This is a genomic window from Hymenobacter convexus, from assembly GCF_030580955.1.
In the GTDB taxonomy this organism is placed as follows: Bacteria; Bacteroidota; Bacteroidia; order Cytophagales; family Hymenobacteraceae; genus Hymenobacter.
In genome coordinates this window covers 53,660-78,247 of sequence record NZ_JAUQON010000008.1, presented here as the reverse complement: position 1 = coordinate 78,247, position 24,588 = coordinate 53,660, and the positions used below count along the sequence as shown (strand labels likewise).

At 62.1% G+C, this 24,588-nt stretch carries 16 protein-coding genes; 4 read left to right on the top strand and 12 right to left on the bottom strand.

Going from position 1 to position 24,588, the window contains the following annotated elements; all coding sequences use genetic code 11:
• Positions 1-19: 19 nt before the first annotated feature.
• The 12 genes from Q4S41_RS17145 to Q4S41_RS17090 form a co-directional block, all read right to left on the bottom strand.
• On the bottom strand, positions 20-943 hold the full coding sequence (locus Q4S41_RS17145; RefSeq protein WP_305032356.1) for a DUF6268 family outer membrane beta-barrel protein: 924 nt from the start codon (positions 941-943) through the stop codon (positions 20-22).
• A 183-nt stretch (positions 944-1,126) separates the two neighbouring features.
• Complete coding sequence (locus tag Q4S41_RS17140) at positions 1,127-1,405, bottom strand: hypothetical protein (RefSeq protein ID WP_305032355.1); 279 nt, start codon at positions 1,403-1,405, stop codon at positions 1,127-1,129.
• A 109-nt stretch (positions 1,406-1,514) separates the two neighbouring features.
• The gene (preA, locus tag Q4S41_RS17135) at positions 1,515-2,903 is read right to left on the bottom strand and encodes an NAD-dependent dihydropyrimidine dehydrogenase subunit PreA (protein WP_305032354.1); all 1,389 of its coding nucleotides are present in this window, start codon (positions 2,901-2,903) and stop codon (positions 1,515-1,517) included.
• Positions 2,904-2,980: 77 nt separating this feature from the next.
• Positions 2,981-4,306: an FAD-dependent oxidoreductase gene (locus Q4S41_RS17130; protein WP_305032353.1), complete on the bottom strand. Its 1,326-nt coding sequence runs from the start codon at positions 4,304-4,306 to the stop codon at positions 2,981-2,983.
• Between the two features lie 158 nt (positions 4,307-4,464).
• Positions 4,465-5,331, bottom strand: a complete 867-nt coding sequence (locus Q4S41_RS17125; protein WP_305012911.1) for a nitrilase-related carbon-nitrogen hydrolase — start codon at positions 5,329-5,331, stop codon at positions 4,465-4,467.
• Positions 5,332-5,503: 172 nt separating this feature from the next.
• Entirely contained in the window at positions 5,504-6,877 is a 1,374-nt protein-coding gene (hydA, locus tag Q4S41_RS17120) for a dihydropyrimidinase (RefSeq protein WP_305032352.1), read from the bottom strand.
• A 95-nt stretch (positions 6,878-6,972) separates the two neighbouring features.
• Positions 6,973-8,325: an aminotransferase class III-fold pyridoxal phosphate-dependent enzyme gene (locus tag Q4S41_RS17115; RefSeq protein ID WP_305032351.1), complete on the bottom strand. Its 1,353-nt coding sequence runs from the start codon at positions 8,323-8,325 to the stop codon at positions 6,973-6,975.
• A 150-nt stretch (positions 8,326-8,475) separates the two neighbouring features.
• Positions 8,476-9,948 carry a CoA-acylating methylmalonate-semialdehyde dehydrogenase gene (locus Q4S41_RS17110; RefSeq protein WP_305032350.1) on the bottom strand — a complete coding sequence of 491 codons (1,473 nt, stop codon included), beginning with the start codon at positions 9,946-9,948 and terminating at the stop codon, positions 8,476-8,478.
• A 238-nt stretch (positions 9,949-10,186) separates the two neighbouring features.
• A complete protein-coding gene (locus Q4S41_RS17105) occupies positions 10,187-12,259 on the bottom strand; it encodes a WG repeat-containing protein (protein ID WP_305032349.1) in 2,073 nt (690 codons plus the stop codon).
• Positions 12,260-12,307: 48 nt separating this feature from the next.
• Positions 12,308-12,793, bottom strand: a complete 486-nt coding sequence (locus tag Q4S41_RS17100; protein WP_305032348.1) for a DUF6799 domain-containing protein — start codon at positions 12,791-12,793, stop codon at positions 12,308-12,310.
• 62 nt (positions 12,794-12,855) lie between these two features.
• Entirely contained in the window at positions 12,856-14,208 is a 1,353-nt protein-coding gene (locus Q4S41_RS17095) for a sensor histidine kinase (RefSeq protein ID WP_305032347.1), read from the bottom strand.
• Between the two features lie 90 nt (positions 14,209-14,298).
• Positions 14,299-14,976: a response regulator transcription factor gene (locus Q4S41_RS17090; RefSeq protein ID WP_305032346.1), complete on the bottom strand. Its 678-nt coding sequence runs from the start codon at positions 14,974-14,976 to the stop codon at positions 14,299-14,301.
• Between the two features lie 162 nt (positions 14,977-15,138).
• Between Q4S41_RS17090 and Q4S41_RS17085 the strand changes: the two genes are divergently transcribed.
• The 4 genes from Q4S41_RS17085 to Q4S41_RS17070 all read left to right on the top strand — a co-directional run bounded on the left by Q4S41_RS17085 (position 15,139) and on the right by Q4S41_RS17070 (position 24,463).
• Entirely contained in the window at positions 15,139-16,485 is a 1,347-nt protein-coding gene (locus tag Q4S41_RS17085; RefSeq protein ID WP_305032345.1) for a TolC family protein, read from the top strand.
• A 138-nt stretch (positions 16,486-16,623) separates the two neighbouring features.
• Positions 16,624-17,601 carry an efflux RND transporter periplasmic adaptor subunit gene (locus Q4S41_RS17080; RefSeq protein WP_305032344.1) on the top strand — a complete coding sequence of 326 codons (978 nt, stop codon included), beginning with the start codon at positions 16,624-16,626 and terminating at the stop codon, positions 17,599-17,601.
• 149 nt (positions 17,602-17,750) lie between these two features.
• Positions 17,751-20,948, top strand: a complete 3,198-nt coding sequence (locus tag Q4S41_RS17075; RefSeq protein WP_305032343.1) for an efflux RND transporter permease subunit — start codon at positions 17,751-17,753, stop codon at positions 20,946-20,948.
• A 182-nt stretch (positions 20,949-21,130) separates the two neighbouring features.
• Positions 21,131-24,463 carry an efflux RND transporter permease subunit gene (locus tag Q4S41_RS17070; protein ID WP_305032342.1) on the top strand — a complete coding sequence of 1,111 codons (3,333 nt, stop codon included), beginning with the start codon at positions 21,131-21,133 and terminating at the stop codon, positions 24,461-24,463.
• Positions 24,464-24,588 lie beyond the last annotated feature (125 nt).

Below are 24,588 nucleotides of genomic sequence, written 5' to 3'. Positions count from 1 at the left end.
GATAGTCAATTAACAAGCCTCACGGAGCCGGCACCCGGTAGCTCAGCGCCAGCCGGAAAGCCACCCCCTTTTCCAGACGGGGGCTGAGCGGCGTGGGCGCGGTTCCCAGCCCAATATAGTCGATGGTGGCGGGCCATTGGTCGTCCCGGGCGTACACTTCCATGCGCCGCGTCACGGCGTAGGCGGCCGTGGCTCGCAGCGCCCAATGCGCGCTCAGGTAGGTTTCGGCGAATAAACCGTAATGGCCCTGCTGGTACTGGAAATACCGGTCCTGCTCCTGCAAGCGGTAGGCGGTATTAATCCCGTTTAGGTTGAAACCCACGTTTACCCGCGGCGTCGCGGCGTAGCTGATGTTGAACGTGGTGGGCAGGTCGCCAAACGCTCGCCACCGCTCGCCCAGCCGCCAGTCAAGGCCCAGCAGCAGCACGTATTGCGGCCCGTAGAACTGCTGCCGGTAGCCCACCGTGAGGCGATAGGCGCGCCGGGAATTAACGCGGTAAGCGGCCCGCACCACGCCACCCCACGTCACATCGGCCCCGCGCACATCGTGCAGGTCCGAGTTGAGCGCAGGCAGCACCAGCGCCGTAAGCTCGGTGCGGGACGAGAGGCGCTGCCGGTAACCCAGCACCGGCGTGATGCCATACACATTACGCACGGCAAAACCTGGCCGAATCCCACTAAAGCGCAATGTTTCGAGGTTCAGCCCGACCAGCACGGCATGCGAACTATCGGCCGCCGCAGCTACGGGCACAATGATATTGGCTCGGAAAATATCGCCCCGAAACGTGGTGTCGCGGTTGCCCACCTGCTTCAGGGGCAACACCTCATAGCTCAGGCCAATGCCCTCCACGTAGCCCTGCGCGTGGCTGCCCAACGGCCGCAGGCCAACAATCAGCAGGAAGACCAGAAACCGGACAATCGAAGCGTAACTGTAAGAACTCATGTACAAAACCGAAAGGTAGAACCCAAAGAAAGGACGCCCCGGCCAATAACGCAGCCCCTTACCGGTAGCTGCCTCCCTGAATCGCCACCGCTTCGGCCATGGTAGCACCTGCTTGGCCCGGCGCTATGCAAAAGGGCCGCCCGTTTTCACGGGCGGCCCTTTGTGGCGCGAATCAATCAGGAGTTAACGGCGACGGCTGTGGCCGCCGCCGTAGTTACCGCCGCCACCATGGTAGCCCCCATTGCCGCGGTAGCCATCGGAATAGCCGCCGCGGTAGGGCCGGGCAGGCACAATCACGGCCGGACGAGGATTATAGTAGTACGGACGAGCATAATACGGCCTAACCGGCGCGTAGTAAGCGCCGCCATAGCCATAGTCGTAGCCGGTGCCCACGGAGGCCACGCAGCCACTCAACAACATCAGGCAAATGCCCAGGGCAAAAATCAACGATTTCGTTTTCATGATATGGAAAGGCGGCCGAAGCGCGTCAATTTAGAGGTGATGTAACTTATACGTCAATCAACAAATTGCGGACCATAATTAGTGCCGGCCAACCGTCTCTTAATTCGCCCTAAGCCTCGGCCGGTACCGTCGTTTCGCCGTTGATAATGCGGGCTTTGCCGGGCAGGGTTTTGTGGCGCTCCTTGCCCAGCGCGGCGCTGGGCTCGGGCACCCAGTGGTGGCGGCCACCGGCCTTTTCGTCCTCAAATTCGGTGGGCGCGGTGCCGGCTTCGGTGCGCTCTTTCCAGGTGAGGTGCTCGGTGCCGGAGTCGGTTTGCTCCATCGTGATGCACTGCTCCACGGGGCATACCAGCGAGCACAGGTTGCAGCCCACGCAGTTTTCCTCAATGATTTCGGGCACGCGCGTGCCGGCGTTGAGCCGGATGGCTTGGTGGGCACCGTCTTCGCAGGCCGTGTAGCACAGCTGGCAGCCAATGCACTTGTCCTCGTTGATGTTGGCCGTCACCTTGTACTTCATATTCAGGTCTTCCCAGTGCAGCACGTTGGGCAGCGCTTTCCCCACCATTTCATCAATGGTCTGGAAGCCCTTTTCCACCATGTACTGCTCCAGGCCGGAAGTCATTTCGCGAATAATGCCAAAACCGAAGTGCATCACCGCCGTGCACACCTGCACCGAGCTGGCGCCCAGCAAAATGTGTTCCACCGCATCGCGCCAGTTCTCGATGCCCCCAATGCCCGAAATGGGCAGCTTGATATCGGGGTGCTGAGCGCAGTTTTTCACCATGTTCAGGGCAATGGGCTTCACGGCCGGGCCGCAGTAGCCGCCGTTGGTGCCCTTGCCGTCCACAATCGGGTACGGCGCGAACTTATCCAGGTCAACGCCCACGATGCTCTGAATGGTGTTGATGAGCGAAATAGCATCGGCCCCACCGCGCCGGGCGGCCATGGCAGGCTCCGTAATGTCCGAAATGTTGGGCGTGAGCTTCACGATGACGGGCTTTTGGGCCACTTCCATCACCCATTCCACTATCATCTGGAGCACCTTCGGCTCCTGCCCCACCGCCGAGCCCATGCCCCGCTCGCACATGCCGTGCGGGCAGCCGAAATTCAGCTCGAAGCCGTCGGCGCCGGCGTCCTGGCTTTGGCGCACGATGTCGTGCCATTCCTGCCGGCTCTGCACCATGAGCGAGGCGATGACGGCGTGGTTGGGAAAGCGCTTTTTCACTTCCTCAATCTCGCGCAGGTTGTGCGAAAGCGGCCGGTCCGAAATCAGCTCGATGTTGTTGAAGCCCACCAAGCGTTTGTCCCGATAATTCACGCCGCCGTAGCGGCTGGAAACATTGACGACAGGCACGCCGAGCGTCTTCCACACCGCGCCGCCCCAGCCGGCGTCGAAGGCTTTCATCACCTGGTAGCCGGAATTGGTGGGCGGGGCCGAAGCCAGCCAGAACGGGTTCGGCGATTTGATGCCGGCGAAATTAATTGAGAGGTCAGGCATAATGTAGCGCGGACTTTTAGTCCACGATTGATACGAAATGAGGGAGATGAACTCAACTCGCGGACTAAAAGTCCGCGCTACTTGCTCAAGTAAGCGTGAATACCGCGGGCCGTGAGCTTGGCCTCAGCGGCCGCGTTCACCACTTCCGCGCCGCCGTTCCAAGCATCGCCGGAGGCGAAGTACTTAGGGTTCGACGTCTGCCCAGTGTGGGCATCGGCGATGATGCGGCCTTTGCCGTCCAGCTTCAGGCCCGGAATCAGGTTCAGAAATTCGGTCTGCTTAGCCTGTCCAGTAGCTTTTATCACCATATCGCAAGGCTCGACAAATTCCGAACCGGCAATTTCTGAAACCTTGCCGTCCTTGGTTTCGGTGCGAATAAATTTCACGCCCGCCACGTAGCCATTACCGGTAATTTCCACCGGCGCCACATTGAACAGGCCCTTCACGCCGACTCCTTTGGCCAGGTCATACTCGAACTCGTAAGCGCCCATTTCTTCTTTGGCCCGGCGGTAGGCCAGAATGACGTTTTCCGCGCCCAGACGCGAAGATTCCGAAGCGGCGTCCATAGCCGTGTTGCCGCCCCCCAGCACAATCACCTTGCGGCCCACGGCTACCTTGTGCTGATGCTGGCGCAACTCGGCAATAAATTCAACCGCGCCGGTGCAATTGATTTTATCCTCGCCTGGCAAACCCAATTCGTTGGTTTTGCCCAAGCCAATTCCCAGGAAAATAGCGTCGTATTTATCTTCCAGCTTTTCTAATTCTTTCCGCGAAGAAATAGCCGAATTGAAATGCACATTATACCCGAATTGCGCCTGCAAATAAGCCATTTCGGCCAGTGTTTCTTCGTTAGTGATTTTGTAAGGCGCCACGCCATAAACCGTCAGGCCCGACGGCTGCGCTTTAGCTTCAAAAACATCAACGCCGTAGCCTAGTGAACGAAGTTCGCAAGCGGCCGAAATACCAGCCGGACCCGCGCCAATTACGGCCACTTTTTTGCCATTATCTGCCCCGGGGCCAAACAGCTTTTCGCCGCTTTTAATCACCTTGGTGGTGGCAAAGCTTTGCAGACGACCAATCTCAATCGGCTTCACTTCCTGCAGGTTATATACGCAGGCACCTTCGCACAGCACTTCGGTGGGGCACACTTTGCCGCAGGCGTTGCCGAAGTAATTCGCCTCGTAAATAGTGCGCGCCGCGCCGGTGTCGTTACCTGAATTAATCTGGCGGATAAACTGCGGAATATCAATCCCCGATGGGCACGCTTTTATACACGGCGCATCGAAGCAAAAGAGGCAGCGGGAGCTTTCGTACAGCGCCTCGGTGCGGTTCATCACCGGCTTCAATTGCGCAAAATTTTCCGCGAATTGCTGCTCGGTGGTGGGTGTAGAAAATTCGGCCATGGATGGGCTGGTTATTTCAAAATGTTAAGATAATAAAACGGTCATGCTGAGCGCAGCCGAAGCATCTCTACCGCGCAACTAATTCTCACTAATTGCAACGAAGCGGTAGAAATGCTTCGACTGCGCTCAGCATGACCGTTTACCTGTCAGCTAATGGCCTACAATTCCACTAGTTTCTCGTAAGTCTCAGGGCGGCGGTCACGGAAGAACTGCCAGGTATTGCGCACTTCCTCAATCATATCGAGGTCGAATTCAGCAATCAGCAATTCATCTTTATACTCATCAGCCTGCGCGATGATTTGGCCGCGCGGGTCCACGAAATAGGAGGTGCCGTAGAAGCGGCCCAGGTTCCAGGGCTTCTCCTCGCCTACGCGGTTGATGCAGCCCATGAAATAGCCGTTGGCAGCGGCGTGCGCGGGCTGCTCCAGCTTCCAGAGGTACTGCGAGAGGCCGGCCACGGTGGCCGAGGGGTTGTACACGATTTCGGCGCCGTTCAGGCCCAAGATGCGGGCGCCGTCGGGGAAGTGGCGGTCGTAGCAGATGTAGACGCCCACTTTGGCGTACTTGGTCTGGAACACCGGGTAGCCCATGTTACCGGGCTTGAAGAAGAACTTCTCCCAGAAGCCGGTGGTGTGCGGGATGTGGTTTTTGCGGTACTTGCCGAGGTAGGTGCCATCGGCGTCAATCACGGCGGCGGTGTTGTAGAGGAAACCGGCCGACTCGCGCTCGTACACGGGCACAATCATCACCATGTTGTATTTCTTGGCGTATTCGGCCATGCGGTCCGTGGTCGGGCCGGGCACCGATTCGGCCGAGGCGTACCAGGCTTTGTCCTGGCCGGGGCAGAAATACGGGGTATTGAAGATTTCCTGCAGGCAGAGAATCTGCACGCCCTGGCGGCCGGCTTCTTCAATGAGCGGAATGTGCTTGGCTTCCATGGCGGCCATGATTTCCTGAATCGTGCCTTCACCTTCGGTCATCGGCAGGCTCATCTGAATGAGGCCGGATTTAATAATTCTGGGCATTGTGGGATTGGTGGGGATGAGAGTTTGGAGTCTTGTTGAATTAGCACGTCATTCCGAGCGAAGCCGAGGAATCTCGCGTGCTTCCGCTAATTATTGACGTTGTTACAATTGAATTACTAAGACACGCGAGATTCCTCGCCTTCGCTCGGAATGACGTGCTGGTTTACTCGTTCTAAATATTCGTCTTGCCGCGCTTGATAAACTGCCCGTAGCCTTTCGCAACTTTCGTTTCACCAGCATCAACAGCTACTTTGCCACGCAATAATACCGTATCAATTTTACCGGTCAATTCCCAGTCCTCGTAAGCTGAGTAGTCGCAGTTCATGTGGTGAGTATCGGCCGAAATCGTGTGTTTTTTATTGGGGTCGAAAATAACCAAATCCGCATCGGCGCCAATGCTGATGGTGCCTTTGCGCGGGAACATGCCGAAGATTTTGGCAGCGTTGGTCGAAGTCACTTCCACAAATTTCTGCGGAGTGATTTTGCCTTTGTTTACGCCTTCCGAAAATAGCAATTCCATGCGGTGTTCGATGGCAGGATGGCCGTTCGGAATTTTCGAAAAGTCGTCCTTGCCCATCAGCTTCTGCTCCCACATAAAGGGGCAATGGTCGGTACCCACCACATTCACAAGGCCTTGGTTCAGACCGGCCCAGAGCGTAGCCTGGTCCTTTTTTTCACGCAGTGGCGGTGACATTACCACTTTCGCGCCGTTGGCTTCGTCTTCGTACAGCGACGCATCCAACACCAGGTACTGGATGCAGGTTTCGACCAGTACGCGCTGGTTGCGCTCGGTGGCGCGGCGCACCTGGTTGAGGGCGCCCTCACAGGTGAGGTGCACGATGTAGGCGTTCACGCCCGTGTAGTTGGCGATGTCGGCGAAACGGCCCGATGCCTCTGCTTCGGTCACTTCGGGCTGCGATAAGTAGTGGTAGAGCGGCGTGAGTTTGCCCTGGGCCCGGTGCTGAGCAATGAGCGTGTCAATCATGTCGCCGTTGGTGGCGTGGGCCGTCACGAGGCCGCCGTGCTTTTTCACTTCCTGCATCAGGCCCACCATCTGCGCGTCGTCAATCATGAGCGCGCCCTTGTAGGCCATGAAGGTTTTGAAGGAGGTGATGCCCTCGGCAATCATGTCCTTGATTTCTTCCTTGGTGCTCGGGTTAAAATCCGTCACGGCCATGTGGAAGCTGTAGTCGCCCACGGCGTTGCCGGTGGCGCGGCCACTCCACTCCTCAAAGGCCGAACGCAGCGAATTGCCCTGCTTTTGCAGAATGAAATCGATGACGGTGGTGGTACCCCCGTGCAGCGCGGCGCGAGTGCCGGTTTCGTAGGTATCCGACGAAAACGTGCCCATGAAGGGCATTTCGAGGTGCACGTGCGGGTCGATACCGCCGGGCATCACCATTTTGCCGGTGCAGTCAATTACCTCCGCGCCATCGGCCGACAGGTTGCGGCCGATGGAAACGATGGTTTCGCCTTCAATCAGAATATCGCAGACGGCGTCCGAATCGGCGGTGACGACGCGGCCGTTTTTGAGGAGGATGGACATATAGAAAAAGTAGCGCAGACTTTCAGTCCGCGGCCTTACACAGTTAGTGGTAGCTCAATTTGTGTCTGTCGCGGACTGAAAGTCCGCGCTACGTGCTAATTCACGTACTTATCGGCGATACTAATGGCCTCCGAAATGATGGCCAAACCTTCATCAATCTCCTCCTTATTAATCGTGAGCGGGGGGCAGATGAAAATGTAGTTCCAGCGCACGAAGGTGTACATACCCAGCTCGCGGATTTTGGCGGCCACCTGGTTCATGATGTCCATTTGGGCGGGCGTGGCGTTCCAAGGGGCCATGGGCTCTTTGGTGTCGCGGTTTTTCACCAGCTCCAGGCAGCCGAAGAGGCCGGTGTTGCGCCAGTCGCCGATGCTGGGGTGGTGACGCGTGAGCTGAGCCACTTGCTCGTCCATGTACTTGCCCATTTCCACGGTGTTTTCGAGCAGGTTGTCGCTCTCGTAGATATCGAGCACGGCCACGGCGGCGGCGCAGGAAACTGGGTGGGCCGAGTACGTGAGGCCCAGCGGCAGGGGCTTGTCGTCGAAGGATTTGGCAATTTTCTCGTCCACCATCACGGCACCCAGGGGCAGGTAGCCGGCGGTAATGCCCTTGGCCATGCACATGATGTCGATTTTGACGTTGTGGTGGTCGGAGCCGAACCACTTGCCAGTGCGGCCGAAGCCCGACATCACCTCGTCGGCAATGAGCAGGATACCGTGCTTGTCGCAGATTTCGCGCACCCGCGTCCAGTAGCCGGGAGGATATTTGATGCAGCCCGACGTGCCCGACTCGCCTTCCATGATGATGGCGGCTACGCTGCCGGGGTTCTCGTAGCCAATGATGCGCTCCATGGCGTCGGCGGCGCGCTGGGCGCACTGCTCGGGCGTTTCGGAGTACCAGGGGCAGCGGTAGAAATAGGGGTTTTCGACGTGCACGGTGCCGGGCATAGCTTGGCTATCCACGGCAAATTTGCGGGGGTCGCCGCCCACGCTCATGGCGCCGTAGCTGGCTCCGTGAAACGACTGATACAGCGACACAATCTTGTGGCGGCCGGTGTACACCCGCGCCAGCTTGATGGCGTTTTCAATGGCCTCGGCCCCGCCCAGCGTGAAAAACGCCTTGGTGAGGTTGGGCGCCGTAATTTCGGCCAGGCGCCGGCCGAGGTCGCCACGGGCCTTGGTAATCATGCCGGGGTACACGTAGCTGAGCTCGCGCATCTGGGCGGCCACAGCTTCGGTCACGCGCTGGTCGCCGTGTCCGATGTTCACGTTCATGAGCTGGGCCGAGAAGTCGATGTAGCGCTTGCCGTCGCGGTCGTACACGTACACGCCTTCGGCGCGCTCGGCGTTGATGGGATTCAGGCCCGTTTGCTTCGACCACGAGAAGAGCGTGTGGTCGAGATTGTCGTGCAGAATTTGGTCTTTATCGGTGGCGAAGGTGGTTTCCATGGGTATCGGTTTGGCAATAATGCCGTCTGTCATCCTGAGCGCAGCGAAGGACCTTATCACGTCCTCGCCGCCGGCTCTTTTAATAATTACTACGAATCGTTCAGCTGTCTTTAGGTCCTTCGCTGCGCTCAGGATGACAGTTTTTCCTCACTAGCTCATCCAGTTCACACGCGACTCGGGGTTCCACTTCGTCGTGGTCTTCTTCAATTGCGTCCAGAACTCGATGGAGCTTTTACCCGTGATGTCGCAGGCACCGAATTTCGAGTCGTTCCAGCCGCCGAAGGAGAAGGGCTCGCGGGGCACGGGCACGCCGATGTTCACGCCAATCATGCCGGCGTTGGCGTGGTCCATCACGTAGCGGGCGCTGCTGCCGCTGCTGGTGAAAACGGCGGCGGCGTTGCCGTAGGGGTTGGCGTTTTCGATGGCCAAAGCCTCGTCCAGCGTATCGGTACGCATGATGGCAAGCACCGGGCCGAAGACTTCTTCCTGGGCGATGCGCATGTCGGGCGTCACGTAGTCGATGACGGTGGCGCCCACGTAGTAGCCGTCTTCTTGGCCGGGCACCACGGCGTTGCGGCCGTCGAGCAGGACTTTTGCGCCAGCGGCTTCGGCTTCGGTGATGTGCTGCTCGATGCGCGCTTTGGCTTCTTTGCTGATGACGGAGCCGAGGTTTTGGCCAGCCACAATCTTCTTGGCTTCTTCCACGATTTTGGCCACAATGCCGTCAACAGCCCCCACTCCTACCATCGTCGAGCCAGCCATGCAGCGCTGGCCTGCGCAGCCCGACATGCTGGCGGCCACGTTCGAGGCCGTCATGTCGGGGTGGGCGTCGGGCAGCACCATTAGGTGGTTTTTGGCACCGCCAAGGGCTACGCAGCGCTTGAGGTTGCTGGTGGCGCGGATGTACACCACTTTGGCAATTTTGGTGGAGCCCACGAAGCTCACGGCCTGAATATCCGGGTGGTCGCAGATGGCTTCCACGATTTCCTTGTCACCGTTCACGATGTTGAGCACACCGTCGGGCAGGCCGGCTTCCTTCAGCAGTTCAGCAATTTTTACGGCACTCAGGGGCACCTGCTCTGAGGGTTTCAGAATCATGGTGTTGCCGAGCACAATGGCGTTTGGGATGGTCCAATGGGGCACCATATTGGGGAAGTTGAACGGGGCGATGCTGGCCACCACGCCCAGCGGCTTGCGCTCGGCGCGGGCTTCCACACCCTTGCTCACTTCGAGGAATTCGCCCTGGATGAGCTGGGGCATGGAGCAGGCAAACTCGGTCAGCTCAATGGCTTTTTCGACTTCGGCGCGGGCTTCGTCGTAGGTTTTGCCGTTTTCCTCGCGCACGAGGTCGGCCAGGACTTTCATGTCGCGCTCGAGCAGGGTTTTGTAGCGGTAAAAAATCTGCACCCGCTCCTTAATGGGCGTGGCTGACCACGAGGGGAATGCAGCTTTGGCAGCTTGCACAGCAGCGTCGAGCGCGGCGGCATTGCTGAGCGGCAACGTGGAAATCAACTGCCCACTGAGGGGACTAAATACGTCCATGGTGGGCGTAGAGGCACTTTCAACCGACTGGCCTGCCACATAGTTACGAATGGCCGGATACTTCAATGTTTGGACTTCCATGTTACCTTAATGTTAAGCGGGGTGCAAGCTAAGGGTTTTGCCGGAGACGGCATAACAACCCCAATCGTTTCCGGAAAAAATATTCCGCCATTGCCCGCGCCAATTTGAGCCTGGCGCAAGCTTTCGCAAAGTAATCAGCCTGTTGCAAAAAATTGGGCAGCGCGGCGCTTTTCTGGCTTTCGGGCTGCACAAAACCATAAATGGTGCAACGGGGCAGCCCGAGCAGCAGATTGCCGCCTTACTTCACCTCTACGCCGTGATTATCAATCAAAAAGCTGCGGCCTTTCTGGGTGACGCGGGCCTGGCCGTTGGCAAAGTCACTGGCGCGTTGGTAGCGGCCGAAGGGCTCGGTGCCCTCGCTGGGGTCGTTGAGGTAATCGGCGGTGATGTAAGTGAAGCCGTCGGCCAGTCGCACCCGGGCCAGGCCATCCACGAAGGAGTATGCTTCCTTGAATATCACCGGCTTTTCGGGCTCCTCGGGGCCATCGATGTAGTGCCAGCCCCGGTGGTCGAGCACGGCGGCATGGGCTTCGGCAAAGTCGAGGGCATTGAAGTAGTACGTGTCGAACTCCTCCCCTTTTCCGTCGATGAACGTGTAGGCATCACCCACCCGGGCCCGGGCGTACCCGCCAGCGTAGGGATTCAGGGCGTCGTAAGCGGGCGCTATTATTTCCTTGCCGTCCTCGCTCACCACGCCGTAGGCGCCGTCTTTGGCCACCACGGCGCGGCCGTTTTTAAACGGCTCAGCGGCGGTGAACTGGGCCGGAATCACGAGCCGACCGCCGGAATCGGCGAAGCCCCAGCGGCCGTTTTCCTGGTGCGGCACGGGCGGGCTGCCGCCAAGATGGCTCAGGCCCCACCCGGCTAGGCCCAGCACTGCCACCCCGCCGGCCAACATGGCTACGCGCGGCAGCCGCTGCCACTCCCGCAACTGCCCAAACTTCAGCCCGGCCAAGGCCTGCGCGCTCTCCTGAGCCGCAAATGCGGCCCGACGAACAGAGGCCGCGACCGATGCAAATGAAGGCACGCCTGAAACCGGGCTTGTCGTGCCGAGAGGCGGCGTCGCGACATTATTAGTTTTCGCAGTTTGCTTGCCGAGGCTGGTAGTCGGCGGCGGGGCCACTGGCGGCTTGTTGGCGGTTTCCACGGCCGGGGGTGGCGCTCCGGCGCTGACGGCGGATGCGGCTACGGACGGCGCAACCGGCGCCGCAGGCGGAGGTGCGGCCGGGGGCTGGGGCGAATTGAGTCGCTCAATGAGCTGGCTGAGCTGCTGAATTTTGGCGTCCAGCTCGCGGTTGCGGGCGTCCGACTCGGCCCGCGATGCCTCCATCTGGGCTTCCAGGGCCGCTTTTTCGCGGGTTTCGGCGCCGAGGCGCGACACCAGGGCGGTGGCATCGGCGGCCACGGGCGGGGCCTGGGCCAGCTCGGCCTTAAGCTGGGCAATGCTGCGCTCGCGCTCGGCCTCGCGGGCTTCGAGGGCCTGGAGCTGGGCGGCCACATCGGCCTGCATTTGCTGGCGCAGGGTTTCGAGGCGCTGCTTCTCTTCGCGGCGGGCGGCGGCGGGGTCGATGCCGTAGGGCGGGTCATCGTCGGGCACATCGGCGGCGCCCAGCCAGCCCCAGACGGCGCGGGCTTTCCGGGCCAGCACATTGTCGGCCGGCGCGGGAGCCGGGGCAGCGGACGTAGGCGCGGCAGCCGGCTGCTCGCCCAAACCAGCGGGCGCGGTAGCCGCAGCGGCAAAATCGGCCCATTCGGCGGCCCAATCGGCGATGTCGGCGGGGCTGAGGTTGATGTCGGAAGTGGCTAGCTCGCGGAGACTGCCCGGCAGTTCGGCCGGGCTGCTCAGCAGCGCAAACCCGGCGGGTGCGGCGCTGAGGGCCGGCATCACGTCGGGAGCCAGGTCGATGGGCTTGGCAAACAATACAATGCCGGAAATAGCTTTCAGATTGGCCTGCGCGGGGCCGAAGCGGGGGCGCAACCAGTCGGCCACGGCTTGTTTCTGCTGCACAAACTGTTCAAAAGGGTTATCGAACGCCCCGGCCGTTGGCAACCCGGCGCCGGCCAGCTGCCAGCGGCCGTAGCCCAGCGCCGGCACACTCAGCCAGCCGCCGCCGGGCACCAGCACCAGCAGCGTGAGGCTGTGCGGCCGCACCACCAGCGCATCGATGGGCTCGGCGCCGTCTTCCAGCACGAGGTTGCCCAGCAGCAAGGTGTCGGTGGGGGATTCGGACCGCAGGGCGGCGGCCACGGCCGCAAACTGGGCCGCGCGGGCCGCATCATCAAAAGGAGAAGCGAGAAACTGGTGAACCATGGAATGAATACGAGCGCAGAATAAGAGGGGCGGCGGCGGGCGGCGGGCCTAGTCGTCCTCCCCTTTCCAGCGGCCGTGGCCCCGGCCTTTGCCGTGCTTCTTTTTCGGTTTCTTGACTTTATGATAGTCCCGGCCCTCATCTTCGGCCCCACCAAAGAGGGCATCGAGCACGGAGCGCGGAGGCAGGGGACCGGGGGCCGGGCGGGCCGCCGCCGCGGGCGTGGCCAGGGCTAGCCGGCCATCGGGCGTGGTGCGCACGGCCACGGGGCGGCCGCGCAGGTCGCAGCCCTGGCCTTCGGCCAATTCGGTGCGCTGGCCGGTGGCGTTCACGATGAAGCCGTCTTTGGTGACGGTGGCGCCGGTGGGCAGGTGGGCGTCGCGGGTCATGGGGCGGGCCTGGCCGTTGCGCACCACCTCCATCTGGCCGTTGCGGCGGCGAAAGCCGTCGTTGTTGGCCGACGACTGGGCGTGCGCCGCCCAGGCCGAGGCCAGGCACAAAAGGCCCGCCATGCAGTGTGGCCGAAGGGTACTCATGGGCATAATCAAAAGCGCACTCGACGCGCGCGGCGGGGGCAGTGGTCCGGCCCCGACGGCGGCTATACGTCAAATACGGCGCCAGGCTGCTTTTTTTCGCCAAAGGCCACCCGGTTCGGGCCACTGGGCCGGCCGGCCGGGACCGCCGGACCGGGGGCAAACACCACGCGCAGCCGGTGCTGGGTCCCGGATTCGGCCAGCTGATACTCAAGCCCAAAGCCGTAGTAGCCACAAATCTGCTGCACGATGCTCAGGCCCAGGCCCGGCGATTCGGAGGCGGCGTTGTGCTTGCGGAAACGCTCGAAGAAGCGGGCCGGGTCGCCGGCCACCGCGGGGCCGGTGTTGGTGACGATAAGCTCCGTGTTCGACAAGAAGATGGCCAGCTCGCCGCCGCGCACGTTGTGCTTCACGGCATTTTGCAGCAGGTTCTGGAGCAGCGAATCGGCCAGGCCGGGGTGCATCTGCACCACCACGGGCGCGTGGGCAATGTTGAGGCCGTAGCGCAGCTCGCGGGCATCGAAAAGGGGTTCGAGTTGCGTTATTCGTTCTTCCAGCAACTGGTCGAGGCGTACGGGCTGAGCCTGGGCAAACTGGCGGTTTTCAATTTTGCTGAGCAAGCTCAGGGCCTGGTGCAGGCGCGAAAGGCGCAGGGTGGCGCCGTAGAGGTCGGCCACGAGCGGGGCGGCGGCGGGGTCTTCGGCCAGGGCGGGCACCTGGAGCAGTTGCTCCAGTTGGGCCTGCATGATGGCCAGCGGGGTTTGGGTTTCGTGGGCGGCGTTGGCCGTGAACTCGCGCAGGCTCTCGTAATCGGCCACTAGGCGCTGGCTGAAGCCGTTGAGGGCCTGGTTGAGCTCCGTGAATTCGGCCACCGGCGCGGGGGGCAGCGCCAGGGCTTGGTGCTGCTGCAAATCGTACCGGCGCAGCACCGCCAGCGTGTGCCGGAAGGGCGCCCACAGCCGGGCCGACAGCCAGCGGTTGAGCAGCACCGTGCCGGCCAGCAGCAGGGCCAATACGCTCAGCATCACCACCAATACCACGCCCAGTAGGTCTTCGGCCTCCACCAAGGATTTGCGCAGCGACACCCACACCGGCCCCTCGCCGCGCACCACCATGGGGAAGGTCAGTTGCCGGTGCGGCACCCACTCCTGCTCGGTGCGGTCGAGCAGCAGGGTGTCGCGGAAGCCTACCGGGCGGGGCGTGCGGCTGACGTCGAGCAAGATGGCCAGCTGGCTCACGGGGGGCAGCTGGTTGGCATGGGCCTTGGCCAGCAGCTCGCGCCGACGCTCGGTTAGCTGCTCGCTCACCTCGGTGCGCAGCGCCCAGTTGATGCCGTGGTAGAGGCCCACGCTGCCCACCGCAAACAGCAGCAGGGCCAGAAACAAGTAGTAGCGGGTGGTGGCGTGGAGGAGGTTCATGACAGAAAAGTGGCCGCCCGCGGCGACGCGAATAATAACAGTAGTGGCGGCGCACGGCTTTTGTTTCCGGTGCCGCGCGCCGCCCGGTCCTTACTCGTGGCTCAGCTTGTAGCCCACGCCGTACATGGTGCGGATGTAGTTGTCGGCGCCCTTTTCCTGAAGCTTTTTGCGCAGGTTTTTGAGGTGGGTGTAGATGAAGTCGAACGAGTCGGCGGCATCCACGGCGTCGCCGCAGAGGTGCTCGGCAATGGCTTCCTTGGTGAGGACGCGGCCGGGGTTGGCGAGGAGGTAGAGCAGCAGGTCGTACTCCTTCTTGGTGAGGGTGAGGGCCTCGCCGCGCACCTGCACTTCGGCCAGCTCGGGCAGCACCACCAGGTCGCGGAACATGATTTGCTGCTGGCCCTGGAACTGGCGGCGGCGGATGATGGCCCGGAGCCGGGCATTGAGCTCGGAGAGGTGGAAAGGCTTGATGAGGTAGTCGTCGGCCCCGAGGTCGAGGCCGGTGATTTTGTCGGTGAGGGCGTCGCGGGCCGTGATGATGAGCACGCCGGCCGGCGATTTCTGCGCCTTGAGGGCGCGGAGCAGGTCGAGGCCGGACCCGTCGGGCAGGGTCAGGTCGAGCAACACGCAGTCGTATTGGTAGAGGCCGATTTTTTCGTAAGCCTGGGCGCAGTCGGCGGCGGCTTCCACTAGGTAGCCGGCTTGCTTCAACGAGCCCATCAGGGCAGTGCGCAGAGCCGCTTCGTCTTCAATGAGGAGAATTTTCATAAACAGGAGGCCGAAAGGCGGGCGGCCCGGCCGCGAAGGAAGGGCCAAAGTTTGTATATATTCTGTGAGCTTATGCGTATGAAGGACTGCTGCCGGGCAAGTGGCCGATTTTCTTCAGAATTGCCCCGCAGCTTTGTGGCGCTTACTATCCTCCCCTATCTGTTGTTCGCTCGCTTTCCCCGCCTGATTTGGTGCCTGGCTTTCGGCAGTGCATTGCTCACTGGCCCCCGTGTGGCCCGCGCCCAAACCGGCGCGACTCCGGCCGTGCTGGCGCCGCTGCCGGCCGTGCCCACGGCCTCGCTCAGCCCGCGCCGGCTTGAGGATTTCCTGCTCGTGGCCCGCCAGAACAGCCCGCTGCTGCGCGAAACCGCCAACCAAGTACGCCAAAACCGTCTCGACAGCCTGGTGCGAGCCCGTCAGAACGGCGTGCAGGTGGCCGGCATTGGCTCGGCGCTGTACTACCCATCCGTGACGAACAGCCAGGGCGAGAGCGTGCTGGGCTACGATAACGCCATTTCCAACGGCGGCAACTACGCCGCCATCGCCCAGGCCAGCAAGCCCATTCTCAACCGCTTCCAGCTCCAGAACGACTACCAGATTCTGGCCAGCCAGGGCCAGGTGCTGCGCAACACGGGGCGCTTGTCGGCCCTGGATTTGCGGCGCAACATCACCGACCAGTTCCTGACCGCCTACGCCGCCGAAACGCAGCTCAGCTTCAGCCGCACGCTGCTCGCCCAGCTGCGCCAGCAAGACCAGATGCTGCGCCAGTTGGTGAACGGCGGCATTTTCAAGCAAACGCAATACCTGAGCTTCTACCTCTCGGTGCGCACCCAGGAGGTGACCGTGGAGCAGAACCGCCTGGCCTACCGCCGCGAGCTGGGCACCCTGCGCGCCTTAGCCGGCGTGGCCGATACGGCCCTCGTTGCCCTCGAAGCCCCTACCCCGCCCACCCATCGCCCCCTGGCGGGCCTGCTGGCCCCGGCGCAGCGCCAGTACACCCTCGACAGCCTGCGCCTACTGCTCGACCGGCGGGCCGTGGACGCCAACTACCGCCCCAAGCTCAGCGCCGTGGTGGATGCGGGCCTGCAATCGTCGTCGTACCTGCCCGTGGCGCTGGCCCACAGCGTGGGCATCGGGGGCGGCCTGCAGTTGGGCATTCCCATTTTCGATGGCCACCAGCGCCAGCTGCAATACCAGCGCCTGGAGCTGAGCGAGCAGAGCCGCCGCGGCTACCGGCAGTTCCTCACGGTGCAGCGGCAGCAGCAGTACGAGCAGCTGGAAGGACTCATTCGGGCCTCTGATGCGCTGCTGGGCCGCATCAGGGAGCAGCTGCGGGTGGCGGAGGCGCTGGTGGGCGCCGCCCGGCAGCAGCTGGCCACGGGCGACGTGGCCATTCTCGACTACCTGAACCTGGTGACCAGCTACCGGACCTTGCAGTTCAGCCTGACGCAGGCCCAGACCGACCAGCTCAGGAACCGGTTTGCGCTGGATTACCTGGCCGAGCAGTAGCGTGGACTATGCGAGTGCGCGAGTGAGCGCAGCGAGCGCAGCGAGCCGGACGAACCACCCTGTGTGCCGGACGCCGGATGTTCGCTACGCTCGCTCGCGGACTCGCAGAGTCCACGCTAAAATTTCCTACTTGTTTTCATGAATTCTCTCCATCGTCTCCTTTTCCTCTTTGCCTTTGCCGGCCTCAGCGCCTGCGGGTCGAAAGACCCGGCCGCTGCCGGTGAGGCCGCCGCGCCCGCCGATGGTGAGGAAGAAGCCGCCGTGAAGCCCAAAGCGCTGGTCACCGTCGGCACAATTCAAACCGACACGCTCACCGACGTGCTGCGGCTGAGCGCCGTGTCGGCCTTTCCGGCCAAGGATGCGCTGCGGGCCACCACCACCGGCTACGTGCTGCCGCCCACGCCCGTGGTGGGCCAGCGGGTGCGCGCCGGCCAAACGGTATTCACCATCCAGACCAAGGAATCGAAAACCCTGCACCTCGACCAGCTCACTGGTGACCCGCGCCTTAAATTCAGCGGCATCATTCAGATAAAATCGGCCCGCGCCGGCATCCTGGCCACCGTGGACAAGCTGGCCGGCGACTACGTGCAGGACGGCGAGCAGCTCGGCCTCACCTACGACAAAAGCCGCTTCGGCTTCATCCTCGACGTGCCCGTGACCCAGCTGCGCTACGTGCACACCGGCCAGACCTGCCGCCTCCTTCTGCCCGATGGCCGCGTACTGCCCGGCCGCGTGGCCGAAGTGCTCGCCACGGCCGACGTCAGCATCCAAACCCAGCGCTACACCATTCGCCCCACCGGCCCGGTGCCGGATTTGCCCGAAAACCTGGCCGTACAGGTCGAACTCGATAAAACCGCCCCGCACCTGGCCCGCACCCTACCACGCGGCGCCGTGCTCACGGATGAAACCCAAACTGAATTCTGGGTGATGAAGCTGGTGAACGACTCGACCGCCGTTAAAGTCCCGGTGATGGTGGGCGCGCAGGAGAAGGACCACGTTGAAATCAAAGCGCCCAGCTTTAATCCGCGCGACAAGATTCTGCTGAGCGGCAACTTCGGGCTGGACGACACGGCCGCCGTGAAGGTGACGCGGCCGGTGGCAGCGGAGAAGGAGTAGCTGTTGAAACAACCGAATAAGAACGGTCATGCTGAGCTCATTCGAAGCATCTCTACCTCAACACTAATTCAATCGGAGCAACGAAGCGGCAGAGATGCTTCGAATGAGCTCAGCATGACCGTTCTGTAATTCTCGATAATAGTCATCCAATGCCCAACCGTCCCTCCCTCTTCCAAGCCTACAAAGCGCCCATTGCGGTGCTGCTGGCACTGGCCCTGGCGCTGGGCACGGTGGCCTACCGGCGTATCAACGTGGCGCTGTTTCCGGAGGTGACGTTTCCGAAAGTGAAGGTGATTGCCGAGAACGGGCTAGAGCCGGTCGACCGCATGATGGTGACCGTGACCAAGCCCATGGAAGACGCCATGAAGCGGGTGCCGGGCCTGAAGCTGTTGCGCAGCACCACCAGCCGGGGCAGCTGCGAAATCTCCGCCTTTCTGGATTGGGGCGTGAACGTTGCCACCAGCCAGACGCTCATTGAGTCGCGCCTGAACCAGATTCGCGGCGACCTGCCGCCGACCGTGAACATCTCGGTCGAGCGCATGAACCCGGCCATTCTGCCGGTGATGGGCTACACGCTGGAGGCCCCGGGCCGCTCGGCGCTGGAGCTGCGCAAGCTGGCGCTCTACACCATCAAGCCCTTTCTCTCGCAGGTGGAGGGCGTGTCGTCGGTGGCCATCCAGGGCGGGCGCACGAAGGAATACCAGATTCAGCTGCTGCCCGACCAGCTGGCCGCCCTCGCCCTCGGGCCCGACGATGTGACCAAGGCCCTCACCGCCACCAACTTCGTGCAGAGCAACGGCTACCTGAGCGACTACCGCCGCCTCTACCTTACCGTGACGGACGCCACCATCGTCCAGAAGGAGGACCTCGAAAACCTGGTGCTCCGCAACGACGGCCGCCGCATCGTGCGCCTCGCCGACGTGGCCACCGTCAGCTTGGGCGAGCAGCCCGAGTACACCCGCATCAACGCCAACGGTTCCGACGCCGTCCTCATCTCCATCCTGCGCCAGCCCGATGCCAACGTGGTGCAGGTATCCGACGGGGTCAAGGCCAAAGTGGCAGCCCTGAAATCGGGCCTGCCGCGTGGCGTGCGCATGGCGCCGTATTACGACCAGGCCGATTTCGTGGCCGAAGTCGTGCGCTCGGTGCAGGATGCGCTCTGGATTGGCCTGGCGCTGGCGCTGGTAGTCACGGCGCTGTTTCTGCGCTCCTTCCGCGCCACGATGACTATCCTCGGGGCCATTCCGGTGGCGCTGGCGCTCACCATTGCGGTGCTCTATTTCGGCCTCGGTTACTCCTTCAATATCATGACGCTGGGCGCCATCGCCGCCGCCATCGGCCTCATGATTGACGACGCCGTGGTGATGGTGGAGCAGCTGCACCGCGTGGGCGAAGACCACCCCGGCGCCACGCCCGGCGAAGTGGTGCGCCGCTCGGTGGGCCATTTGCTGCCCGCGCTCGTCGGGTCTTCACTGAGTACGATTGTGATTTTCCTGCCGTTTGCGTTGCTGGGCGGCGTGGCGGGGGCCTACTTTAAGGTACTGGCTACCACAATGGTGGTGGCGCTGGTGTGCTCGTTTCTGGTGGCGTGGCTGGGGCTGCCGGTGATTTATCTGCTGCTGAGCCGCCGTCGCAAAGCGGAGGTGGTGGCAGTGGTGCCGCCCCATGCAGCGGATGGTCCGGCAGCGGCAAGTGACCCATACTTCAGCGACGAAACCCATGCCTTGGCTCCTAATGCTGCCGCCGCTACTTTGGCAGCTGCTGAAACGCCTGCCAAAGCCGATTCTGCCCACCACGAAATCCCCTGGGTGCGCGCCGTCATCCGGCACCCCGCCTATAGCATTATCGGCATTTTGGTATTGATAGGCAGCATGGTGCTCATCATCCCGCGCCTGGCCACCGGCTTTTTGCCCGACATGGACGAAGGCGCCATCGTGCTCGACTACAACTCGCCGCCCGGCACCAGCATTGAGGAAACCGACCGCATGCTGCGCCAGGCCGAAAAGCTCATTGTGAAGGTGCCGGAGGTGGCCAGCTACTCGCGCCGCACCGGCACTCAAATGGGCTTTTTCATCACCGAGCCCAACCGGGGCGACTACCTCATCCGCTTGAAAACCGACCGCCAGCGCACCACCGAGGAAGTTATTTCCGACATCCGCGAGCGCATCGAGGCCACCCAGCCGGCCCTCACCATCGACTTCGGCCAGGTTATCGGCGACATGCTCGGCGACCTGATGAGCACCGTGCAGCCCATCGAAATCAAAGTCTTCGGGCCCGATGCCACCAAGCGCTACGCCCTAGCCGAGCAGGTGACCAAAGTGGTGGAAGGCGTGAGCGGCACCGCCGACGTGTTCGACGGCATCGTGCGCATGGGCCCGAGCGTGGACGTGCGCCCCGACCCGCGCCGCCTCGCCCAGTACGGCCTCACTGCCACCGATTTCCAGACCCAGCTGCAAACCCAGCTAGCCGGCACCACGGCCGGCAATGTGCTCGAAGGCGAGCAGCTCCTCAACATTAGGATGCGCTACCCCAACGCCGCCCAGGCCACCCTGGCCCAGATGCGCGGCGAGCCCATCTTCCTGCCCAACGGCCAGCGCCGCCGCCTCGACGAGCTGGCCACCGTGAGCGTGACGGCCGGCGATGCCGAGTTGGAGCGCGAAAACCTGCAGGCCATGACCGCCGTCACGGCCCGCCTCGACGGCCGCGACCTGGGCGGGGCCATGAGCGAAATCCGCCAGAGGCTGGAGCGTGACGTACCGCTGCCGCCGGGCTACTTCATTCAGTACGGCGGCTCGTATGCCGAGCAGCAGCAGTCGTTTCAGGAGTTGCTGACGATTCTGGGCACGGCGTGTCTGCTGGTATTTGCGGTGGCGCTGTTCCTGTTTCGGGACTTGAAAGCGGCCGGACTTATTCTCTTGATTGCCGTGCTGGGGCCGGCCGGCGGCTCGCTGGCGCTGTTCCTGACGGGCACGCCGCTGAACGTGGGCTCCTACACCGGCCTCATTATGGTGGTGGGCATCATCGGCGAAAATGCCATCTTCACCTTTCAGCAGTTCTTCGAGATTCTGGAAGAGGGCCGGCCCGTGGAGCAGGCCGTGGGTTACGCCATTGCGGCCCGCCTGCGGCCCAAGCTGATGACGGCCCTCTCGGCCATCGCGGCGCTGCTGCCGCTGGCCCTCGGCATCGGGGCGGGCGCGCAGCTGCACCAGCCGCTGGCCATTGCCGTGATTGGCGGGCTACTGCTGGCGCTGCCGCTGCTATTGGTGGTGTTGCCCAGCCTCTTGCGCCTCTCCTACCAGCAGCAAACGTTGCCGACAAAACCGGCATTAAGCACGACTGTTGCGTAGTGGATGCTCAGTCCTGAATTGCGCTGCCCCCGTCGATAAAACACCCCCTCCCCGTCGATGAAAACGCCCCTGGCGGCCAGAGGGGGTTAATTTTGCGCGATATTCTTAACAAAAACCTGTGCGCAGGAGTTAAGAGTCCTTGCAGTCGCAACGCTGCCCCGACCTACGCAGAAAACAAACATATGTGGATAGTTAGACTAGCGCTGGCGCGCCCCTACACCTTTGTGGTGATGGCGCTGCTAATTCTGGTGGGCGGCGGCCTCACCATTCAGCGGATGGCGGTGGACATTTTTCCCGACATCCCGATTCCGGTGGTGGGCGTGGTGTGGGGCTATTCGGGCATTTCGCCCGAGGAGATGAACCAGCGCATCATCATCCCGGTGGAGCGCGCCATTACCACCACCGTCAACAACGTGGAGCACCAGGAAAGCCAGAGCCTGAAGGGCGTGGGCCTGATTAAGGTGTTTTTTCAGCCCGGCTCCAACCCCGATGCGGGCGTGGCCCAGCTCACGGCCATCACCCAGACGCTACTGCGGGTGCTGCCCACCGGCATCACGCCCCCGCTCATCATCCGCTACTCGGCCTCCAACGTGCCGATTGCGCAAACTTCCCTCAGCTCCGAAACGCTGGGCGAATCCGACCTGTTCGATGCGGCCAACGCCTTCATCCGGCCCGGCCTGGCGGTGGTGCAGGGCGCCTCAGTGCTGCTGCCGAACGGCGGCAAACCAAAGCAGATTATGGTCGACCTCGACCCCGATAAGCTGGCCGGCAAAAACCTGAGCGGCAACGACGTGGTAACGGCCCTGCTGGCCCAAAACCTCATCATCCCGGCCGGCTCGGCCAAGATTGGCGACCGGGAGTATGACGTGAAGCTGAACTCCAGCCCCGAGGCTATTGCCACGCTCAACGACCTGCCCATCAAGACGGTCAACGGCACGACCACCTACATCCGCGATGTGGCTTTCGTGCACGAGGGCGCGGCCGTGCAAACCAACATCGTGCGCCAGAACGGCCGCCGCACCGCCATCATCCCGATTCTGAAAAGCGGCGCGGCCAGCACACTGGATATCATTGAGAAAATCAAGAAGGCGCTGCCTAACATTCAGGCCAACGCGCCCCCGGCCCTGAACATCAAGCTGCTGTTCGACCAGTCGTTTTTTGTGCGGGCCAGCATCAAGGGCGTTATCATCGAAGCCTGCATCGCGGCAGCCCTCACGGCGCTCATGATTTTGCTGTTTCTGGGCTCCTGGCGCTCCACGCTGATTATCGCGACGAGTATTCCGCTGAGCATTCTGGTCAGCATTATCATGATGAATATTCTGGGGCAAACTCTGAATATCATGACCTTGGGCGGCCTCTCGCTGGCCGTGGGCATTCTGGTAGATGACGCCACGGTGGAAATCGAGAACATCCACCGCAACATGGGGATGAAGAAGCTGCTCAAGCGTAGCATTTTGGATGGAGCTCAGCAGATTGCCACGCCCGCGCTGGTGGCCACGCTGGCCATTTGCATCGTGTTTGTGCCGGTGTTTTTTCTCGGCGGGGTGGCATCGGCCATTTTCGCTCCGCTGGCCACGGCCGTGATTTTCGCCATGCTGGCTTCCTACATCCTCAGCCGTACGCTGGTACCTACGCTGGTGATGTATTTGCTACGCAAGGAGTTGCCCATCTACCACGCCCAGGAGGAGCCCGACCTGCCCAGCCAGCACGTCCGCAACGGCCAGCCCGTGAGCCAGGTAGAGCGCGATTTGGAGCGCATCCGCCGCGAGCAGTTCGAGAAGGCCCACCCCAGCGGCACACCCGAGGAAGAGGCTGAAGATGAAATCACCGATTCGGAACGCGAAGCTGGCCAGGCCATCACTCAAACCTGGGTTTGGAAGCTGCACAAGGGCTTCGAGCACCAATTTGAGAAGTTTCGCCGTGTATACGGCGGAGCACTGGACTGGGCCCTGAGCAACCGCCCGATGGTCATTGTAGCTTTCCTGGTGCTATTTATTGGTTCGCTTGGGCTGTTCCCGCTCATCGGCCAGAATTTCTTCCCGACCGTGGATGCCGGCCAGCTGCGCTTGCACGTGCGGGTGCCCACCGGCACGCGGGTAGAGGAAACGGAAGTGCGTTTCCGGCAGGTGGAAAACGTGATTCGGCAGGTGATTCCGGCCGATGAACTGGACCTCGTGCTCGACAACATCGGCCTGCCGGTGATTCCCATCAACCTGCTGCTGAGCGACAACCCGACCATCGGGGCGGGTGATGGCGAAATCCTGGTGAGCATGAAGGAGGAGCACGGCCCCACCGGCGAGTACATCAACGAAATCCGCCGCCAGCTGCACAAACAGTACCCGGACCTGACCATCTTCTTCCAGCCGGCCGACATCGTGAACCAGACCCTGAACTTCGGCCTGCCCGCCCCGATTGACATTCAGGTAATTGGCCGAGACAAAATGGCCAACCAGCGCATTGCGGGCGAAATCAAGGAGAAAATTGTGAAGATTCCCGGTCTCGTCGATGCCTTCGTGTACCAGGCCTTCGACCAGCCCCAGCTGCGCCTCGACATCGACCGCGTGCGCGCTCAGGAAGCCGGCCTCTCGCAGCGCGACATCGCCAACAACGTGCTCGTGAACCTGAGCAGCAGCACCCAAACCAGCCCCAACCAGTGGCTGAACCCCACCACCGGCGTGAGCTACACCGTGGCCGTGCAAACGCCGCCCCGCGCCCTCTCCACCCTCGATGAAGTCGGCAACATCGGCGTAACCGGAGCCGGCCAGGACCAGGCCCAGCTGCTGAGCAACTTCGCCACGGTGCGCCGCTCCCAGGCGCTGGCTGTGGTGTCCGATTACAACATCCAGCGCACCGTGGATGTGTACGCCAGCGTTTCGGGCCGCGACCTGGGCGGCGTGAGCAAGGATATCCGCAAGATTCTGGCTGACACGGAGAAGACCCTCCCGAAAGGCACCACCCTGGCCCTGCGCGGGCAGGCCGATTCCATGCGCACGTCTTTCGCCGGGCTGGGCCTGGGGCTGGCCGGGGCCATCATTCTGGTATACCTGCTGATGGTGGTGAATTTCCAGAGCTGGATGGACCCGCTCATCATCATCACGGCCCTACCCGGCGCGCTGGCGGGCATCTTGTGGATGCTGTTCGTGACGCAAACCACGCTCAGCGTACCGGCTTTGATGGGTGCCATCATGTGCATTGGCGTGGCCACGGCCAACAGTATTCTGCTCGTCACCTTTGCCAATGAGCGGCGCGAGGAAGAGCCGGATTTGAGCCCGCGTGATGCGGCGTTGGATGCCGGCTTCACCCGCTTGCGCCCGGTGCTGATGACGGCCCTGGCCATGATTATCGGTCTGCTGCCCATGTCGTTGGGCATGGGCGAGGGTGGCGAGCAAAACGCCCCGCTCGGCCGCGCCGTGATTGGTGGGCTGATGCTGGCCACGGTGACGACACTGTTTTTTGTGCCGATTATGTTCTCATACCTGAAAAAAGCCAAGCCGGTAGCCACGGCGCAGGCTTAATTTTTTAGCCCGCAGAGGAGTTGAGGTTTGCGCAGCAGTCGCGCGGAATGTTCAGCGTCCTCTACGGTCTAAAAATCCTCTGACCCCGATTTCCCCGATAATGTCTGATTCTAATTCTTCCGGCT